This window comes from Kineococcus deserti (assembly GCF_050871945.1).
Lineage (GTDB): Bacteria > Actinomycetota > Actinomycetes > Actinomycetales > Kineococcaceae > Kineococcus.
Map to the genome: position 1 here is coordinate 35,280 of NZ_JBJLSI010000037.1, position 13,011 is coordinate 48,290.

The 13,011-nt window shown below is 73.5% G+C and carries 16 protein-coding genes; 9 read left to right on the forward strand and 7 right to left on the reverse strand.

Going from position 1 to position 13,011, the window contains the following annotated elements; all coding sequences use genetic code 11:
• Window positions 1-126: 126 nt before the first annotated feature.
• Window positions 127-783: a thymidine kinase gene (locus ACRYR2_RS21430; protein ID WP_432564917.1), complete on the forward strand. Its 657-nt coding sequence runs from the start codon at window positions 127-129 to the stop codon at window positions 781-783.
• Here the strand turns inward: ACRYR2_RS21430 and ACRYR2_RS21435 are convergent.
• Window positions 771-1,250, reverse strand: a complete 480-nt coding sequence (locus ACRYR2_RS21435; RefSeq protein WP_432564918.1) for a MarR family winged helix-turn-helix transcriptional regulator — start codon at window positions 1,248-1,250, stop codon at window positions 771-773. The genes ACRYR2_RS21430 and ACRYR2_RS21435 overlap by 13 nt on opposite strands.
• A gap of 156 nt (window positions 1,251-1,406) precedes the next feature.
• Between ACRYR2_RS21435 and ACRYR2_RS21440 the strand changes: the two genes are divergently transcribed.
• Complete coding sequence (locus tag ACRYR2_RS21440) at window positions 1,407-1,652, forward strand: DUF2630 family protein (RefSeq protein ID WP_432564919.1); 246 nt, start codon at window positions 1,407-1,409, stop codon at window positions 1,650-1,652.
• Between the two features lie 140 nt (window positions 1,653-1,792).
• Here ACRYR2_RS21440 and ACRYR2_RS21445 read toward each other — a convergent pair whose 3' ends face one another.
• Window positions 1,793-2,461, reverse strand: coding sequence for a TetR/AcrR family transcriptional regulator (locus ACRYR2_RS21445; RefSeq protein WP_432564920.1), 669 nt, complete (start codon window positions 2,459-2,461; stop codon window positions 1,793-1,795).
• Window positions 2,462-2,558: 97 nt separating this feature from the next.
• Here ACRYR2_RS21445 and ACRYR2_RS21450 point away from each other — a divergent pair, with 97 nt between their 5' ends.
• The 3 genes from ACRYR2_RS21450 (at window position 2,559) to ACRYR2_RS21460 (ending at window position 5,988) form a co-directional block, all read left to right on the forward strand.
• Window positions 2,559-4,118, forward strand: a complete 1,560-nt coding sequence (locus ACRYR2_RS21450) for an MFS transporter (protein ID WP_432564921.1) — start codon at window positions 2,559-2,561, stop codon at window positions 4,116-4,118.
• Between the two features lie 134 nt (window positions 4,119-4,252).
• Window positions 4,253-5,125 (forward strand): phosphatidylinositol-specific phospholipase C/glycerophosphodiester phosphodiesterase family protein, encoded by an 873-nt coding sequence (locus tag ACRYR2_RS21455; RefSeq protein WP_432564922.1) that lies wholly within the window; start codon window positions 4,253-4,255, stop codon window positions 5,123-5,125.
• A gap of 116 nt (window positions 5,126-5,241) precedes the next feature.
• The gene (locus ACRYR2_RS21460) at window positions 5,242-5,988 is read left to right on the forward strand and encodes an IclR family transcriptional regulator (protein ID WP_432564923.1); all 747 of its coding nucleotides are present in this window, start codon (window positions 5,242-5,244) and stop codon (window positions 5,986-5,988) included.
• A gap of 9 nt (window positions 5,989-5,997) precedes the next feature.
• Here ACRYR2_RS21460 and ACRYR2_RS21465 read toward each other — a convergent pair whose 3' ends face one another.
• Window positions 5,998-6,783: an acetoin reductase gene (locus tag ACRYR2_RS21465; protein WP_432564924.1), complete on the reverse strand. Its 786-nt coding sequence runs from the start codon at window positions 6,781-6,783 to the stop codon at window positions 5,998-6,000.
• 169 nt (window positions 6,784-6,952) lie between these two features.
• Here ACRYR2_RS21465 and ACRYR2_RS21470 point away from each other — a divergent pair, with 169 nt between their 5' ends.
• Entirely contained in the window at window positions 6,953-7,561 is a 609-nt protein-coding gene (locus tag ACRYR2_RS21470) for a ClpP family protease (RefSeq protein ID WP_432564925.1), read from the forward strand.
• Window positions 7,558-8,160 (forward strand): ClpP family protease, encoded by a 603-nt coding sequence (locus ACRYR2_RS21475; protein WP_432564926.1) that lies wholly within the window; start codon window positions 7,558-7,560, stop codon window positions 8,158-8,160. Before ACRYR2_RS21470 ends, ACRYR2_RS21475 begins: the two co-directional genes overlap by 4 nt.
• Window positions 8,161-8,192: 32 nt before the next feature.
• Here the strand turns inward: ACRYR2_RS21475 and ACRYR2_RS21480 are convergent, their stop codons facing one another.
• The 4 genes from ACRYR2_RS21480 to ACRYR2_RS21495 all read right to left on the reverse strand — a co-directional run bounded on the left by ACRYR2_RS21480 (window position 8,193) and on the right by ACRYR2_RS21495 (window position 11,613).
• A complete protein-coding gene (locus ACRYR2_RS21480; protein ID WP_432564927.1) occupies window positions 8,193-8,540 on the reverse strand; it encodes a helix-turn-helix domain-containing protein in 348 nt (115 codons plus the stop codon).
• A 116-nt stretch (window positions 8,541-8,656) separates the two neighbouring features.
• Window positions 8,657-10,213, reverse strand: coding sequence for a methyl-accepting chemotaxis protein (locus tag ACRYR2_RS21485; RefSeq protein ID WP_432564928.1), 1,557 nt, complete (start codon window positions 10,211-10,213; stop codon window positions 8,657-8,659).
• 87 nt (window positions 10,214-10,300) lie between these two features.
• Entirely contained in the window at window positions 10,301-10,798 is a 498-nt protein-coding gene (locus ACRYR2_RS21490) for a SigE family RNA polymerase sigma factor (protein ID WP_432564929.1), read from the reverse strand.
• Window positions 10,795-11,613 (reverse strand): hypothetical protein, encoded by an 819-nt coding sequence (locus ACRYR2_RS21495; RefSeq protein ID WP_432564930.1) that lies wholly within the window; start codon window positions 11,611-11,613, stop codon window positions 10,795-10,797. The genes ACRYR2_RS21490 and ACRYR2_RS21495 overlap by 4 nt, the downstream gene beginning before the upstream one ends.
• A gap of 78 nt (window positions 11,614-11,691) precedes the next feature.
• Here ACRYR2_RS21495 and ACRYR2_RS21500 point away from each other — a divergent pair, with 78 nt between their 5' ends.
• Window positions 11,692-12,405, forward strand: coding sequence for a hypothetical protein (locus ACRYR2_RS21500; protein ID WP_432564931.1), 714 nt, complete (start codon window positions 11,692-11,694; stop codon window positions 12,403-12,405).
• An 80-nt stretch (window positions 12,406-12,485) separates the two neighbouring features.
• Window positions 12,486-12,875 carry a VOC family protein gene (locus ACRYR2_RS21505; protein ID WP_432564932.1) on the forward strand — a complete coding sequence of 130 codons (390 nt, stop codon included), beginning with the start codon at window positions 12,486-12,488 and terminating at the stop codon, window positions 12,873-12,875.
• Window positions 12,876-13,011: the final 136 nt, after the last annotated feature.

The window sequence follows — 13,011 nt, forward strand, 5'->3', positions numbered from 1 at the left end:
CCCCCCCCCCCCCCCCCCCCCCCCCCGCCCCCCCCCCCCCCCCCCCCCCCCCCCCCCCCCCCCCCCCCCCCCCCCCCCCCCCCCCCCCCCAAGGCCACCCCCTCCCGTGCGGCAAGATGGACGCCCGTGGCCGAACTGGTGTTCTTCTCGGGGACGATGGACTGCGGGAAGTCGACGCTCGCGCTGCAGACCGATCACAACCACCGCGTCCAGGGCCGCACGGGGCTGCTGTTCTCGCGGTTCGACCGGGCGGGACAGGCGACGATCTCCAGCCGCATCGGGCTGGCGCGCCCCGCGCTGGAGGTCGAGGACGACACCGACCTGTGGGTCGAGGTGAGCCGGCGGCACGCGGCCGAGCCGATCGACTACGTCGTGTGCGACGAGGCGCAGTTCTACGACCCCGAGCAGGTCGAGCAGCTGGCCCGGCTCGTCGACGACCTGGGGATCGACGTCTTCGCGTTCGGCATCACCGCCGACTTCCGCACACGGCTGTTCCCCGGCTCGGCGCGGTTCATCGAGCTCGCCGACCGGGTGCAGGTCCCGCAGGTCGAGGCCCTGTGCTGGTGCGGGCGGCGGGCCACCCACAACGCGCGCACGGTCGACGGGGTCATGGTCGTCGCCGGTGAGCAGGTCGTGGTCGGGGACGTCGGTCAGCCCGAGGGCACGCTCGACGTCGGCCCGGTCGGCACCGTGGAGTACGAGGTGCTGTGCCGCCGGCACCACACCCGCCGGCAGACCAAGGCGCACCGCACGGTCGACGTGCGCGAACCTCAGCTCTCGTAGCCGAGAGCGGCCGCCTGCGGGATGTCGACGTCGCCGGCCGCCTCGGCGAAGCGGGCGAAACCGTCCCGCACGCTGGCGCGGTCGTCGGACGTCATGCGGGCCAGGACGTCCTCGAACTCCGCGCGCCGGCGGGCCAGGACCTGACCCACGAGCACCCGCGCCTTGTCGGTGGGGGCGACGAGCACCTCCCGTCGGGTGTCGGGGTTGTCCTGGCGCACCACCCACCCGGCGGCCACCAGCCGGTCCACCGCACGGGTGAACGTCGAGGGGTGGACGCCGATGGCGGCGGCCAGGGCACCGCTGCGCAGCGGCCCGCGCGAGCAGATCAGCACCAGCACGCGGTACTGCTGCAACGTCAGGGACTCCATGGCGTCGGCCAGCGAACGCACGCTGATGCCCACGACGGCGCGGGATCCCGCGAGCACGGCTTCGACGTCCTCGTCGGCCTCATGATCGGGTGAGAGCACGCAGGGATGCTAGTAGTCCTGCACTGGTCGCGGGTGGAGTTGGCTCAACTGCGACGCGGTTCCCCCGGAAGCTGCCGACGGAGCGGCCCTCGCGGCCGGTGGTCCTGCGCCGTCCTCGCGGTCGCGGTGCGGACCGGTCGGGGTCAGGATCGAGGCATGGACGAGCGCGACATCCACCAGCGGATCAACGACCTGGTCGCCACCGAGCACCGGCTGCGCGAGGCGCTGCAGGCCGGGGAGTTGAGCGCGCAGGAGGAGCACGCGCAGCTCAAGGCCACCGAGGAGGCCCTGGACCAGGCCTGGGACCTGCTGCGCCAGCGCGAGGCCCGCCGCGCGGCGGGCCAGGACCCCGACGAGGCGCAGGTCCGCCCGGCGCCGGAGGTCGAGCACTACCAGCAGTGACCGGGGCCGTCGCGGGGTGCTGGTCACCCGGTGAGGCGTGGATCCCGCGTGACCGTGCACGACCAGCGAGGAGGGTGATCGTGCACGGTGGCGTTCCGTGAGCGTCCAGCCCGCTGTGCGCCGCCGGCGGGCGGCCGGCGTCAGGCCCGCCCCGGCCGGCCCTGACGCGCGCTCATGGCTTCGTGGAACTCCCCTTCCGACAGCGCCGCGCCCGGCAGCGGCGTGGGCGCCGGCCGAGCCGGCGTGAGGCCGTCGAGCAGGATGCCGAGCGTCCGGCGCCAGTGCTCGGGGCTGATGGCGCCGCCGATCTGCGCGGCCGCCTGGACGGCGTGCACCAGGGTCGCGATGTCGGTGCCCGCGACGTCGGGACGCAGCACCCCCGCCTCGCGGCAGCGGCGGGCCAGTTCGTCGACCCGCGGGCCGAGCTCGGCGCGGGCCAGCGTGACGCCGACCTGCCCGCGCCCGGGGGTCGTGACGGCCTCGCGCAACCCGCGGTCGGCGGCCATCCGGGAACTGGCCGCCTCCAGGTAGGTGACCAGACCCTCCCAGGGATCGGCTGCGCGGCAGGCGGTCTCGGCCAGAGCGACCAGGGCGCGGATGCGGTCCTCGAACAGCGCCTCGATGAGGGCGTCCTTGTCGGCGAAGCGCCGGTAGACCGTGCCGACCCCGAGCCCGGCGTGGTGGGCGACGTCGTCGAGGGTCGCGGACAGCCCCCGGGCGGCGAAGACCTCGGCCGCCGCCTCGAGCATGCGCCGGCGGTTGCGCTCGGCGTCGCGCCGCAGGGGTCTGGCGTCCTCGGTGGTGCTCACCGGTCCAGCCTACCCGCGAAAGCGGAGACCCCACCTCAACTTCGCTGGTAACCTCGAAGCGGAGAAGCCATCTCCGCTGAGTGGAGGAAACCCCCGGATGAGCAACACCCCAGCGGGCCGTCACACCGCGACGTCCGACCCCGCGGCGGCGCGGACACCCCGCCCCCGCACCCCGGGCGACGGCGCGCACGTCGCCGCTGCCCCGGCCTCGAGCAAGGCGCAGTGGATCGTGCTCGCGGTCCTGTCGCTGGCCCAGCTGATGGTGGTCCTGGACGCGACCATCGTGAACATCGCCCTGCCGACGGCGCAGTCCGCCCTGCAGTTCTCCGACGAGAACCGCCAGTGGGTCGTCACCTCGTACGCCCTGGCGTTCGGCAGCCTGCTGCTGCTCGGCGGCCGGTTGTCCGACCTCATCGGGCGCAAACCCGTGTTCCTCATCGGGCTCGTCGGTTTCGGCCTGGCCTCGGCCCTGGGCGGCGCGGCGGGAGGTTTCGGTGTCCTCATCGTGGCGCGTGCCCTGCAGGGCGCGTTCGGGGCGCTGCTCGCACCCGCTGCGCTGTCGCTGCTGACGACGACGTTCACCGACCCCGCCGCGCGCACCAAGGCGTTCGGCATCTTCGGCGGGGTCTCCGGGGCCGGCGGCGGCATCGGCCTGCTGCTCGGCGGGCTGCTCACCGAGCACCTGTCGTGGCGCTGGTGCCTGTACATCAACGTCGTGCTCGCGGTCGTGGCCGTCGTCGCCGGCGCGCTGCTGCTCAAGCACGAGAAGTCGCCGGACCGTCCCGTCCTCGACTGGACCGGAACGGTCCTGGCGGTGCTGGGTCTGGTCGGTGTCGTCTACGGCCTGGCCGGCGCGGAGTCCGACGGCTGGTCGGCCCCGACGACGTGGGGTTTCCTGGCCGCCGGTCTGGTGCTGGTGGCGGTGTTCTGCTGGTGGCAGTCCCGCGCCGCGCACCCGCTGCTGCCGCTGCGCGTCGTGCTGGACCGCAACCGCGGCGGCGCGCTGATCGGCATCGCCGTCGTCGGCGCCGGGATGTTCGGGATCTTCCTGTTCCTGACGTACTACATGAGCTCGACGCTGGGGTACTCCCCGGTGCAGACCGGGCTCGGGTTCCTGCCGATGATCGCGGCCATCTCGGTGGCCGCCGGCGTCGTGGGGTCGGTTCTCATGCCGCGGGTCGGGCCGAAGCCCCTCACCCCGACCGGGCTGCTGCTCGCCGCGCTCGGCATGGCGTGGCTGACCCGCATCGACGTCGACTCCGCCTACGCCACAGCCGTTCTGCCGGCTCTGGTGGTCACCGGCCTCGGGCTCGGGTTCGTCTTCTCCTCCGCGATGGCGACGGCCACCCTGGGCGTGGCGCCCGCCGACGCCGGCGTCGGCTCGGCGATGGCCAACACGTCCCAGCAGATCGGCGGGTCGATCGGCACGGCCCTGCTGTCGGCCTTCGCCGGCAGCGCCGCGGCCGACTGGATCGCCCGGAACGTCGACGGTGCCCCGACGGCGGCGGACGCGGCGCAGGCCGCGATCGCCAGCTACCACACGGCGTTCTGGTGGTCGGCGGGGATCTTCGCGGCCGGTGCGGTCGTCACCTTCCTGCTGCTGCGCCCGGGCGCCCCGGTGGTCGATCCCGACGCGGCTCCGGTCATCGCGCACTGAGACCGGCCGCCTGTGCCGGGCGCACGCTCCGGCACAGGCGGTTCACCGACAGGTCTCACGATCGTCGACGGAGGTTCGGCTCGGCGTGGGGCAGGCTCCCTAGCGTTCGCCTTCCCTACGAACCTGGAGAACCCATGCGAACCCCCCGTCGCGCCCTCGCCGCCCTCGCCCTGGCCGGCACCTTCACCGCGACCCTCGCCGGCACGGCGTCGGCCGCGGAACGCACCACGCTGGAGAACCCCGCGATGGCCACCCCGCTCGCTCAGGCCCACGCGCACAACGACTACGAGCACGAGCGTCCCCTGCTCGACGCGGTCGACCGGGGTTTCACCAGCGTCGAGGCCGACGTCTACCTCGTGGACGGCCAGCTGCTCGTCGCGCACGACCCCGAGGACCTCGACCCGGCCCGCACGCTGCAGTCGCTCTACCTCGAACCGCTGGAGGACCTGGCGCAGGCCGGTGGCGGCAGCGTCTACGGCGACGGTCAGCCGGTCCAGCTGCTCATCGACATCAAGGGCGACGCCGTCGCGAGCTGGCTGGCCATCGAGGAGGCGCTGGCCCAGTACCCGACGACCATGACGTCGTTCTCGATGACCGACGCCGGCTACGACGCCACCCCGCGCGCGGCGACGGCCGTCATCTCCGGCAACCGCCCCGTCGACCTGATGGCCCGCGACCACCTGCGCTGGTCGGCCTACGACGGCCGCTCGGGCGACCTGTTCAACGGCTCCGACCCGGACTTCATGCCGCTGGTCAGCGACAACTGGGCCAACCAGTTCACCTGGACCGGCCAGGGCGAGATGCCCGCCGCGGAACAGCAGAAGCTCGTCGACTTCGTCACCGCCGCCCACCTGGCCGGCCGCGAGGTGCGGTTCTGGAACACCCCCGACACCCCCGGCCCCGAGCGCGAGGCCGTCTGGGCCGAACTCCTGGCCGCGCACGTCGACCAGATCAACACCGACGACCTGGACGGGCTGCGCGACTTCCTGCTCGCCCAGCAGGCCTGACGACGCCCGTGCCCGCCCCTGGACCTGCCCGGGGCGGGCACGCCAGACTGCCCGGCGTGCACGAGGACGTGGCAGGGCGACCGGCCGAGACACCGCGACGCGCGCGCGAGGGTGGCGTGGCGACCGTCGAGAAGACGCTGGCCGTCCTGGAGGTCGTCGCCGAACGCGGCGGCGCCAGCGCCAAGGAGGTCTCGGAGGTCCTCGGGTTCCCGCTGCCGACCACCTACCGGTTGCTGCAGGTCCTCGTCGGCCTCGACTACCTCGTGCACCTGCGCGCGGAGAAGCGCTTCGAACTCGGCTACAAGCTGGACGGCCTCGGCGTGAGCCTGCACCGGCAGGTCGGCATCCCGCCCACCGTGCGGCAGGAGATCTGCCGGTTGCACGAGAGCGTCGGTGCCGCGGCCTACTTCGCCGTCTACCGGGGCGCCGACGTCGTCGTGGCCCACGTCGCCGACTCCCCGCAGCACCCCCGCATCACGCCGATGAACTTCGGGTTCCACGAGGCCGCGCACGCCACCGCCTTCGGCAAGATCCTGCTGGCCGGGATGTCGGCGCAGCACGCCGACGAGTACCTCGACGCGCACGGGACGACCCGGCTGACCCCCACGACGATCACCTCCCGGGCCGCGCTGGCCGCGCACCTCGCGGAGGTCTCCCGCCGCGGCATCGCCTGGGAGCGCGGGGAGTTCGTCCCCGGCGCGGCGTGCGCCGCCGTCGCCGTGCACGATCCGGCCGGCTCGGTCGTGGGCGCCGTCGCCATCAGCACCGTCGACCGCGACGTGAACCGCCGTCGGGCGGCCGAACTCGAGCGGGCCCTGCGGGACAGCGCGAACCGGGTCAGCCGGTGGTTGCGCACCGGCTGACCCGGGAGGTCACGAGAACTGGATCCCGCCGTCGACCAGCATCGTCTGGCCGGTCACGTAGTCGGAGTCCGGCGAGGCGAGGAAGCTGACCATCTTCGCGACGTCGTCGGGCACGGAGACCCGACCCAGCAGGATGGACTGCGCGTTCTCGGCCAGCGCCTCCCCCCTCTGCTGGCCGTGCTTGGCGGCGAGCTTCTCGTCGATGAGGTCCCACATGGCCGTGCCGACGATGCCGGGACCGTAGGCGTTGACGGTGATGCCGTGCTCGGCCCACTCCATGGCCGCGGCCTGGGTCAGCCCGCGCACGGCCCACTTCGTCGCCGAGTACGGCCCGAGCAGCGCGAAGGGCCGGAACGCCACGATCGAGGCCGCACCGATGATCTTCCCGCCGCCGCCCTGGGCGATGAACTGCCTGGCCGCGGCGCGGTAGCCGAAGAACACGCCCTTGACGTTGACGTCGAAGATCTTCTCGAAGTCGGCGGTGTCGTACTCGAGCAGCTCCTCGACCTGGGCGATGCCGGCGTTGGCGACGAACACGTCGAGGTGCCCGCCGGCCTCCACAGCCGTGCGGACCAGCGACTCGTTCGACTCCTCGTCCGTGACGTCGACCTCGGCACCGGTGGCGGTGCCGCCGGCGCCCGTGATCGCCTGGACGGTCTCGTCGACCCCCGCCTTCATGCTCGGCAGGTCGGCCACGACGACGTGCAGACCGTCCCGGCCGAGCCGCTCGGCGATGCCACGGCCGATGCCGCGGGCTGCTCCGGTGACGACCGCGACGCGCAGGTCCGTGCTCATTCCTGTCCTCCTCGACTCGGGGAATGCCTTGCGCCGCAGCCAACCGCCCGTTCCGGTGCCGGGTCCAGCGCCGTTCTCGCGGAGTGAGAAGGGCCGCGTTCGCCTGCGGTGGATCTCCTGTGGGCAGAAACGTCTTCCGGTCCGCGCCGCCCTGCCCGACCGTGGGGCCATGAGCACACCCACCCTGACCGGTCCCTTCGACGACCAGCTCTCGCAACGCCTGCTGTTCCAGCGCATCGTCGTGCTCGGGCAGGAGGTCGACGACGCGATCGCGAACCGGATCTGCGCACAGCTGCTGCTGCTGTCGGCCGACGACCCCAGGAGCGACATCGCGCTCTACATCAACTCCCCGGGCGGTTCGGTCACCGCCGGGCTGGCCATCTACGACACCATGCGCCTCATCCCCAACGAGGTCTCCACGCTCGTCATGGGCATGGCCGCCAGCATGGGGCAGTTCCTGCTGTGCGCGGGAACCGCGGGCAAGCGCTACGCCCTGCCGCACGCGCGCGTCATGATGCACCAGCCCTCCGGCGGGATCGGCGGCACCGCGGCCGACATCGCGATCCAGGCCGAGAACCTGGCCTACACGAAGGGGACGCTCGTCCGGCTGACCGCCGAGCACACCGGCCAGGACCCCGAGACCATCGAGTTCGACTCCCAGCGCGACCGCTGGTTCACGGCCCAGGAGGCGCTGGAGTACGGCATGGTCGACCACGTCGTCGAGGCCGTCACCGACGTGCGGCTGGGCGCGGCGCGGAAGGTGGGGCTGCGAGGATGAGCTACCCGATCCCCTACGTCGTCGAGACGACCCCCCGCGGGGAACGCACCTCGGACGTGTTCAGCCGACTGCTGTCGGACCGGATCGTGTTCCTGCACGGCGAGATCGACGACGGCGTCGCCAACGTCGTCATCGCCCAGCTGGTGCACCTGGCCTCGGAGTCGTCGACGGCCGAGATCAACCTCTACATCAACTCCCCCGGAGGTTCGGCGACGGCGCTGATGGCGATCTACGACACCATGCAGTTCGTGCAGCCGGACGTGGCGACGTTCTGCGTGGGGCAGGCGGCCTCGGCGGCCGCGGTCCTGCTCGCGGCGGGCGCGCCGGGAAAGCGGTCGGTGCTGGAGCACTCCCGCGTCCTGCTGCACCAGCCCTCGGGCGGTGCGCAGGGCACCGCCGCGGACCTGCAGATCCAGGCCAGGGAAGTGCTGCGGATCCGCTCGGAGATCGAGCAGGTGCTCGCCCGGCACACCGGGCACTCGGTCGAGCGGTTGCGCGCCGACCTCGACCGCGACCTCGTCCTGCCGGGCGCCGAGGCCATCGCCTACGGCGTCGCGGACAAGGTCATCGCGCCCGCCGGAGCCCTCCTCCCTGCCTGATCCGCCACCCGGCGAATCCTCGATCGCGAGGGTCAGGCGGCGAGGGACAGGGAGACGGTGGGCGCGGAGGTGACGGGGGCGCGGACCGTGGTGCTGGTCGTCACGTCGACGACGAGGGAACCCGTGCGCAGCAACAGGTCGGCGAGCGGGAGTTCCAGCGCGGAGCAGATCGCGGCCAGCACCTCGGAGGAGGGTTCCTTGCGGCCGCGCTCCACCTCGGACAGGTACGGCAGCGAGACCTTCGCCGCCAGGGCCACGTCCGCCAGGGTGCGGTGCTGGGCCGTCCGCTCGGCGCGCAGGACGGTCCCGAGCGCGTCGCGCAACAGGGGTTCGCGGCGCCCGTGCGCGCTCCGCGCCGGAACCGGGGTGAGTTTCGGCACGGGAACCTCCAGACGTCGGTTCCCCCGGAAGCTACTCCCCGCGTGGTGCCGCCGCACTGCTGTCCGCTCAGGGCGGACAGCAGTGCGGCGGGCTGGAGGGGAACGCCGGAGAAGCCTCAGCGGCGCTCGTACGCCGTGGCCATGGCGACCTGCTCGTCGATGACCTCGGAGATGCGCGCCTGCACGGTATCGAGTTCACGGACGATCGCCGCGGTCTCGTCGATGCCGGTGGACACGGCCGCGCTGGAGGCCTGGATGCCGGCGATCTGCTCGGCGACGCGCTGGGTGGCGTCGGCCGTCTCGCGGGCCAGGTCCTTGACCTCGCTGGCGACGACGGCGAACCCACGGCCGAGTTCACCGGCGCGGGCGGCCTCGATGGTCGCGTTCAGCGCGAGCAGGTTCGTCTGGTCGGCGATGCCGGAGATGATCTTGATGACCTCCCCCACGGCGGCCGAGGCCCGGGTCAGCGTTTCGACCTCCCCCGTCATCGTCGTGGCCTGCCCGACGGCCGAGTCCGCGACGCGGCCGGCGTCCAGCACGGCGTCGCGCAACCGGTTCACCGTGTCCAGCAGCGCACTCGAGGTCGAGGCGTCGCTCTCGGACCGGCGCAGGACGTCGAGGCGCTGGGAGACCAGCTGCTGCACGTTGCGCAGCGCCGAGGCGCGCGAGTCGGACAGTTCGATGACGTCGGTGGCGAAGAAGTCCATCGTCCCCACGACGCGACCCTCGGAGGTGACCGGGAAGCAGACGCCCGACTTCACACCGGCCCGCTGCGCCGCGGGGGCGCGCACGCAGTCGGTCACCTCGGCGAGGTCGGGGACGAAGACCAGGTCCCGCGCACGCCACGCCCGGCCCGACAGGCCCACCCCCTCGGCGAAGCTCGCCGACAGCGTCACGCGGCGGAACTCCTCGCCGGCCGAACCGGACTCGACGGAGAACTTCAGCGTGTTCGTGTCCGGGTCGAGCGCCCAGTAGGAGCCGTAGGACCAGCCGAACGCCTCACGGACGGTTTCCAGCGCGCGGCGCAGTGCCGTCTCCTGGCTGGTCGCGGCCCCGACGTTCGAGACGACCGTCGTCACCGCGACCCGGTCGTCGAGGGTCTCCTGCAGCGCGGCGGCGTCCAGCGCCCGGCGCCAGGCGTGCGCGGCGACGCGGCCGATGGCGCGCCACTTCTCGGCCCGGCCACCGAAGAACGGCAGCGCGTCCTTGGCGTAGTACTCGTGGACGGCGACCACCCGGCCGTTCTCCACGACGGGCAGCTGGCCGCCGCTGCGGGCGCCCGCGGTGCGCGCGTCGCGCCACCGCCGGCAGTCCAGGGACTCGGCCGACTCGTCGCACTGGACGGGTTCGCGCGTGGCGATCGCCCGGCCGCCGCACCCGTCACCGGCGCCGACGGCCAGGTCGCGGCTGTCCGCGAGCGCCGGGGCCATCGGCCCGACCTCGGCGGCCAGACGGAACCTGCCGCCCGGCCCCGGCAGCCAGATGCCGCCGTAGCAGAGGCCGAGGGCCTGGGTGAGGGCGCGGACGCAGGCCAGCTGGGCCTCGAGCTCGGTCGTGACGCCGGAGTCGAGGGCCGCGAGGACGGCTTCCAGCGCCTCGACGTCGCGCGGCACGGGGCCGGTGTGCACCGCGGAGGCGGCTGCCTTCTTGCGTCCGAACACAGTGCTGACCACCGGTACCCCTCGTCGACCTGCCTCGGAACTCGAACCGCTCAGGAGCTGCTCGGGGTGGATCGGCCGGACGGGTGAGCGACTTGAGCCTCAGCGCGACAGCGCCGTCCGCAGCGTCGCCAGCCCGCGGTGGGCGTTGCTGCGGACGGTGCCCGTCGTGACGTCCAGCAGGTCGGCGATCTGCTCGTCGGAGTAGTCCTCGAAGTGCCGCAGGACCAGGACGGTGCGCTGCTTGGTCGGCAGCTCGCGCAGGGCGGCGAGCAGCTCGTCACGGTCGGCGAGCTGCCCGGTGGCGTCGCCGTACCCGGCGTCGGGCAGCTGGTCGGTGGCGTGCTCGCGGCGGGCCGCGCGCCGCCAGAACGACGTCGAGGCGTTGACGACCATGCGGTTGACGTAGGCGACGGGGTCGTCGGCGGAACTGATGCGGCCCCACTTCAGCAGCGCCTTGGCCAGCACGTCCTGCACGACGTCCTCGGCGGTGTCGGGATCGCGCAGCAGCCCGCGGGCGAGGCGGACGAGCGCCGCGCCCCGGGCCGTCACGAACTCCTCGAACGTCACGGTGCCGGCTTCCTGCTGGATGGTGATCATCGTGCCGCACCCCCGGCCTCGCGCAGGTCGGCGGCGCGGGCCAGCTGGGCGTTCACGATCTGCACGGCCTGGGTCAGCGTGTCGCTGCCGGTGGGCTGGTAGGTCTGCACGTCGGCGGTGACGACCAGCTGCCCGCTGCGGGCGACGACCTTCGCGGTCCACATCGGGTTGGTGCCCGACTGCTGGTAGGCCGCGGTGCCGGCGAGGACCTGCTCCGCGTCGACCCCGGCCTCGTCGGACAGCGTGAACGGTGCGGTCTCGTTCCCCTGGACGGTGCAGGCCTCGGCGTCGGCGCTCGCCTGCGCCATCCAGTCCTGCGCCGCGTCCCCGCGGAACAGCAGGACGCGGACGCTCACGGACTCGGGGAACGGCGCGGAGACCACGTTCGCCTCGCCGCCCCAGCCGAGGGTGCGGGCGTCGACGACGGTGCTGCTCCCGTCGTGGGCGAGGTCGGTGCAGAAGCCGGTGTTCGCCGACTCGTTCTCGTCCCGGGGTGCCAGCCCCGGCACGACGGAGGTGATGTCCTGCGTGGTCGGCAGGGCGTCGTCGGGGATGGCCGTGACCGCGGGCCGAGTGGGCGACGCGGGCGTCACGGTCGTGGGGGTGGTGGGCCACTGCCAGACGCCGACGGGGATCCCGAGGGCGAGGACCGCGACGACGCCGGCCATCCCCTGCCGGCGCCGTCGGATGGTGCGGGCGCGCCCCCGCGCCCCCGCGACGAGAGCGGACACGTCGACCCCGGCGTCGGCCGATCCCGCGCGCTGCAACGCGCGGACGACGTCCGCCTCGTCGACTCCCCTCCTGTGCTCGCTCATCGTCACTCCCTGGTCGGGCTCGCCGGACCGTCCGGCGGCTCCGTGCAACAGACGCGGCCCCGTGGTCGTCTGTTGCACGTGATCGCGAAGAGGTCGTCGACAGCAGCAGCACTCGTCGCGGGCGTCGCCCTCCTGGGGGCGTGCAGCGGTGAGGACTTCACCGCCGTGCAACTGGCGCCCTCGACGGCGAGCAGCACCGGTCCCGTGGTGAGCGAGCCGACGGCCGACCCGGCCGCGCAGGAGGCCCTGCCGCTGCTGGTGCGGCAGCAGGGGGCGCAGACCTCGGCCCTGGCCCCGGCCGTCGGGCAGGACTCACCGGACCTCGCGGTGCTGGCCCGCACCGGCGAGGACGAGGCCAGCACCGAGATCACGTTCTGGGCCTGGGACGGCGGGACCTTCCGGCCCGACGGCTCGCTGACCGCGCACGCGCCCCTGCTCGCCCAGCGCGAGGGCGGGGCGGCGGAGTGGCACTACCTCACCGCCGGGTACTACCCCGACGCTGCGGTCTACGTGCAGGGCGGGACGCTGAGCGGCGGGGTGCAGGCCGTCGTCGCCCGCCACACCGACGACGGGCGGTGGGAGCTCGTGCCGTTCCAGCGGGAGGACTCCGGCGTCGACCCGGCGCAGGACGTCTACGCCGACGACCCGCTGTTCGACGAGGGCCGCACCTTCGTCACGCGCGGCCGGGCTGGCGGTGAGGTGTCGGCGACGTGGTGGCGGTACGTCGACCTCGACGGGCGCAACGCGTTCGAGCAGTCCCCCGAGCCCGACCCGGACGCCACGGCCGGCTGACCTTCGCTCACGCCGAAGTCGTTGCCGCAAGCCGAGGTCGGTGGCCGTTCGGCGCGCGAACCCCCGACGGCCAGGAGACGGTGGGGGCACCCAACGTGACCGACGAGGAGGACGACGTGGCCAGTGGTGTGGCGAGTGTCTGGGTTCCCGTGGACGACATGGACCGGGCGGTGAGGTTCTACGGCCAGACGCTGGGGCTGCAGGTGAAGTCCACCAGCGAGGTCTGGAGCGAGGTCGACGCGGGCGGCCTGATGATCGGGCTGAACGCGCGGGAGGGGACCGCCGAGCACGCCGACGGCGGCGCCGTCATCTCGTTCCAGCCCGACGGCGGGATCGACGCCGAGGTGGAGCGCCTGCAGCAGGCGGGCGTGGAGTTCACCGGTGGGATCAGCGACCACGAGTGGGGCCGCATCGCCCCGTTCAAGGACAGCGAGGGCAACGACCTGCAGTTCTACGCGCCGCCGGCCTGAGGGGGGCGCCGGGGGGGGGGGGGGGGGGGGGGGGGGGGGGGGGGGGGGGGGGGGGGGGGGGGGGGCGGCGCGCTGCCCCCGCACCACAACCACCCCCCCCACACCCACACACACCCACCACACCCCCCCCCCCCCC

Excerpts from the sequence above, each read along its gene's own strand:
- ACRYR2_RS21450 (WP_432564921.1), top strand. The coding sequence starts at position 2,559 with ATGAGCAACACCCCAGCGGGCCGTCACACCGCGACGTCCGACCCCGCG.
- ACRYR2_RS21475 (WP_432564926.1), top strand. The coding sequence starts at position 7,558 with ATGAGCTACCCGATCCCCTACGTCGTCGAGACGACCCCCCGCGGGGAA.
- ACRYR2_RS21470 (WP_432564925.1), top strand. The coding sequence starts at position 6,953 with ATGAGCACACCCACCCTGACCGGTCCCTTCGACGACCAGCTCTCGCAA.
- ACRYR2_RS21490 (WP_432564929.1), bottom strand. The coding sequence starts at position 10,798 with ATGATCACCATCCAGCAGGAAGCCGGCACCGTGACGTTCGAGGAGTTC.
- ACRYR2_RS21465 (WP_432564924.1), bottom strand. The coding sequence starts at position 6,783 with ATGAGCACGGACCTGCGCGTCGCGGTCGTCACCGGAGCAGCCCGCGGC.
- ACRYR2_RS21455 (WP_432564922.1), top strand. The coding sequence starts at position 4,253 with ATGCGAACCCCCCGTCGCGCCCTCGCCGCCCTCGCCCTGGCCGGCACC.
- ACRYR2_RS21440 (WP_432564919.1), top strand. The coding sequence starts at position 1,407 with ATGGACGAGCGCGACATCCACCAGCGGATCAACGACCTGGTCGCCACC.
- ACRYR2_RS21495 (WP_432564930.1), bottom strand. The coding sequence starts at position 11,613 with ATGAGCGAGCACAGGAGGGGAGTCGACGAGGCGGACGTCGTCCGCGCG.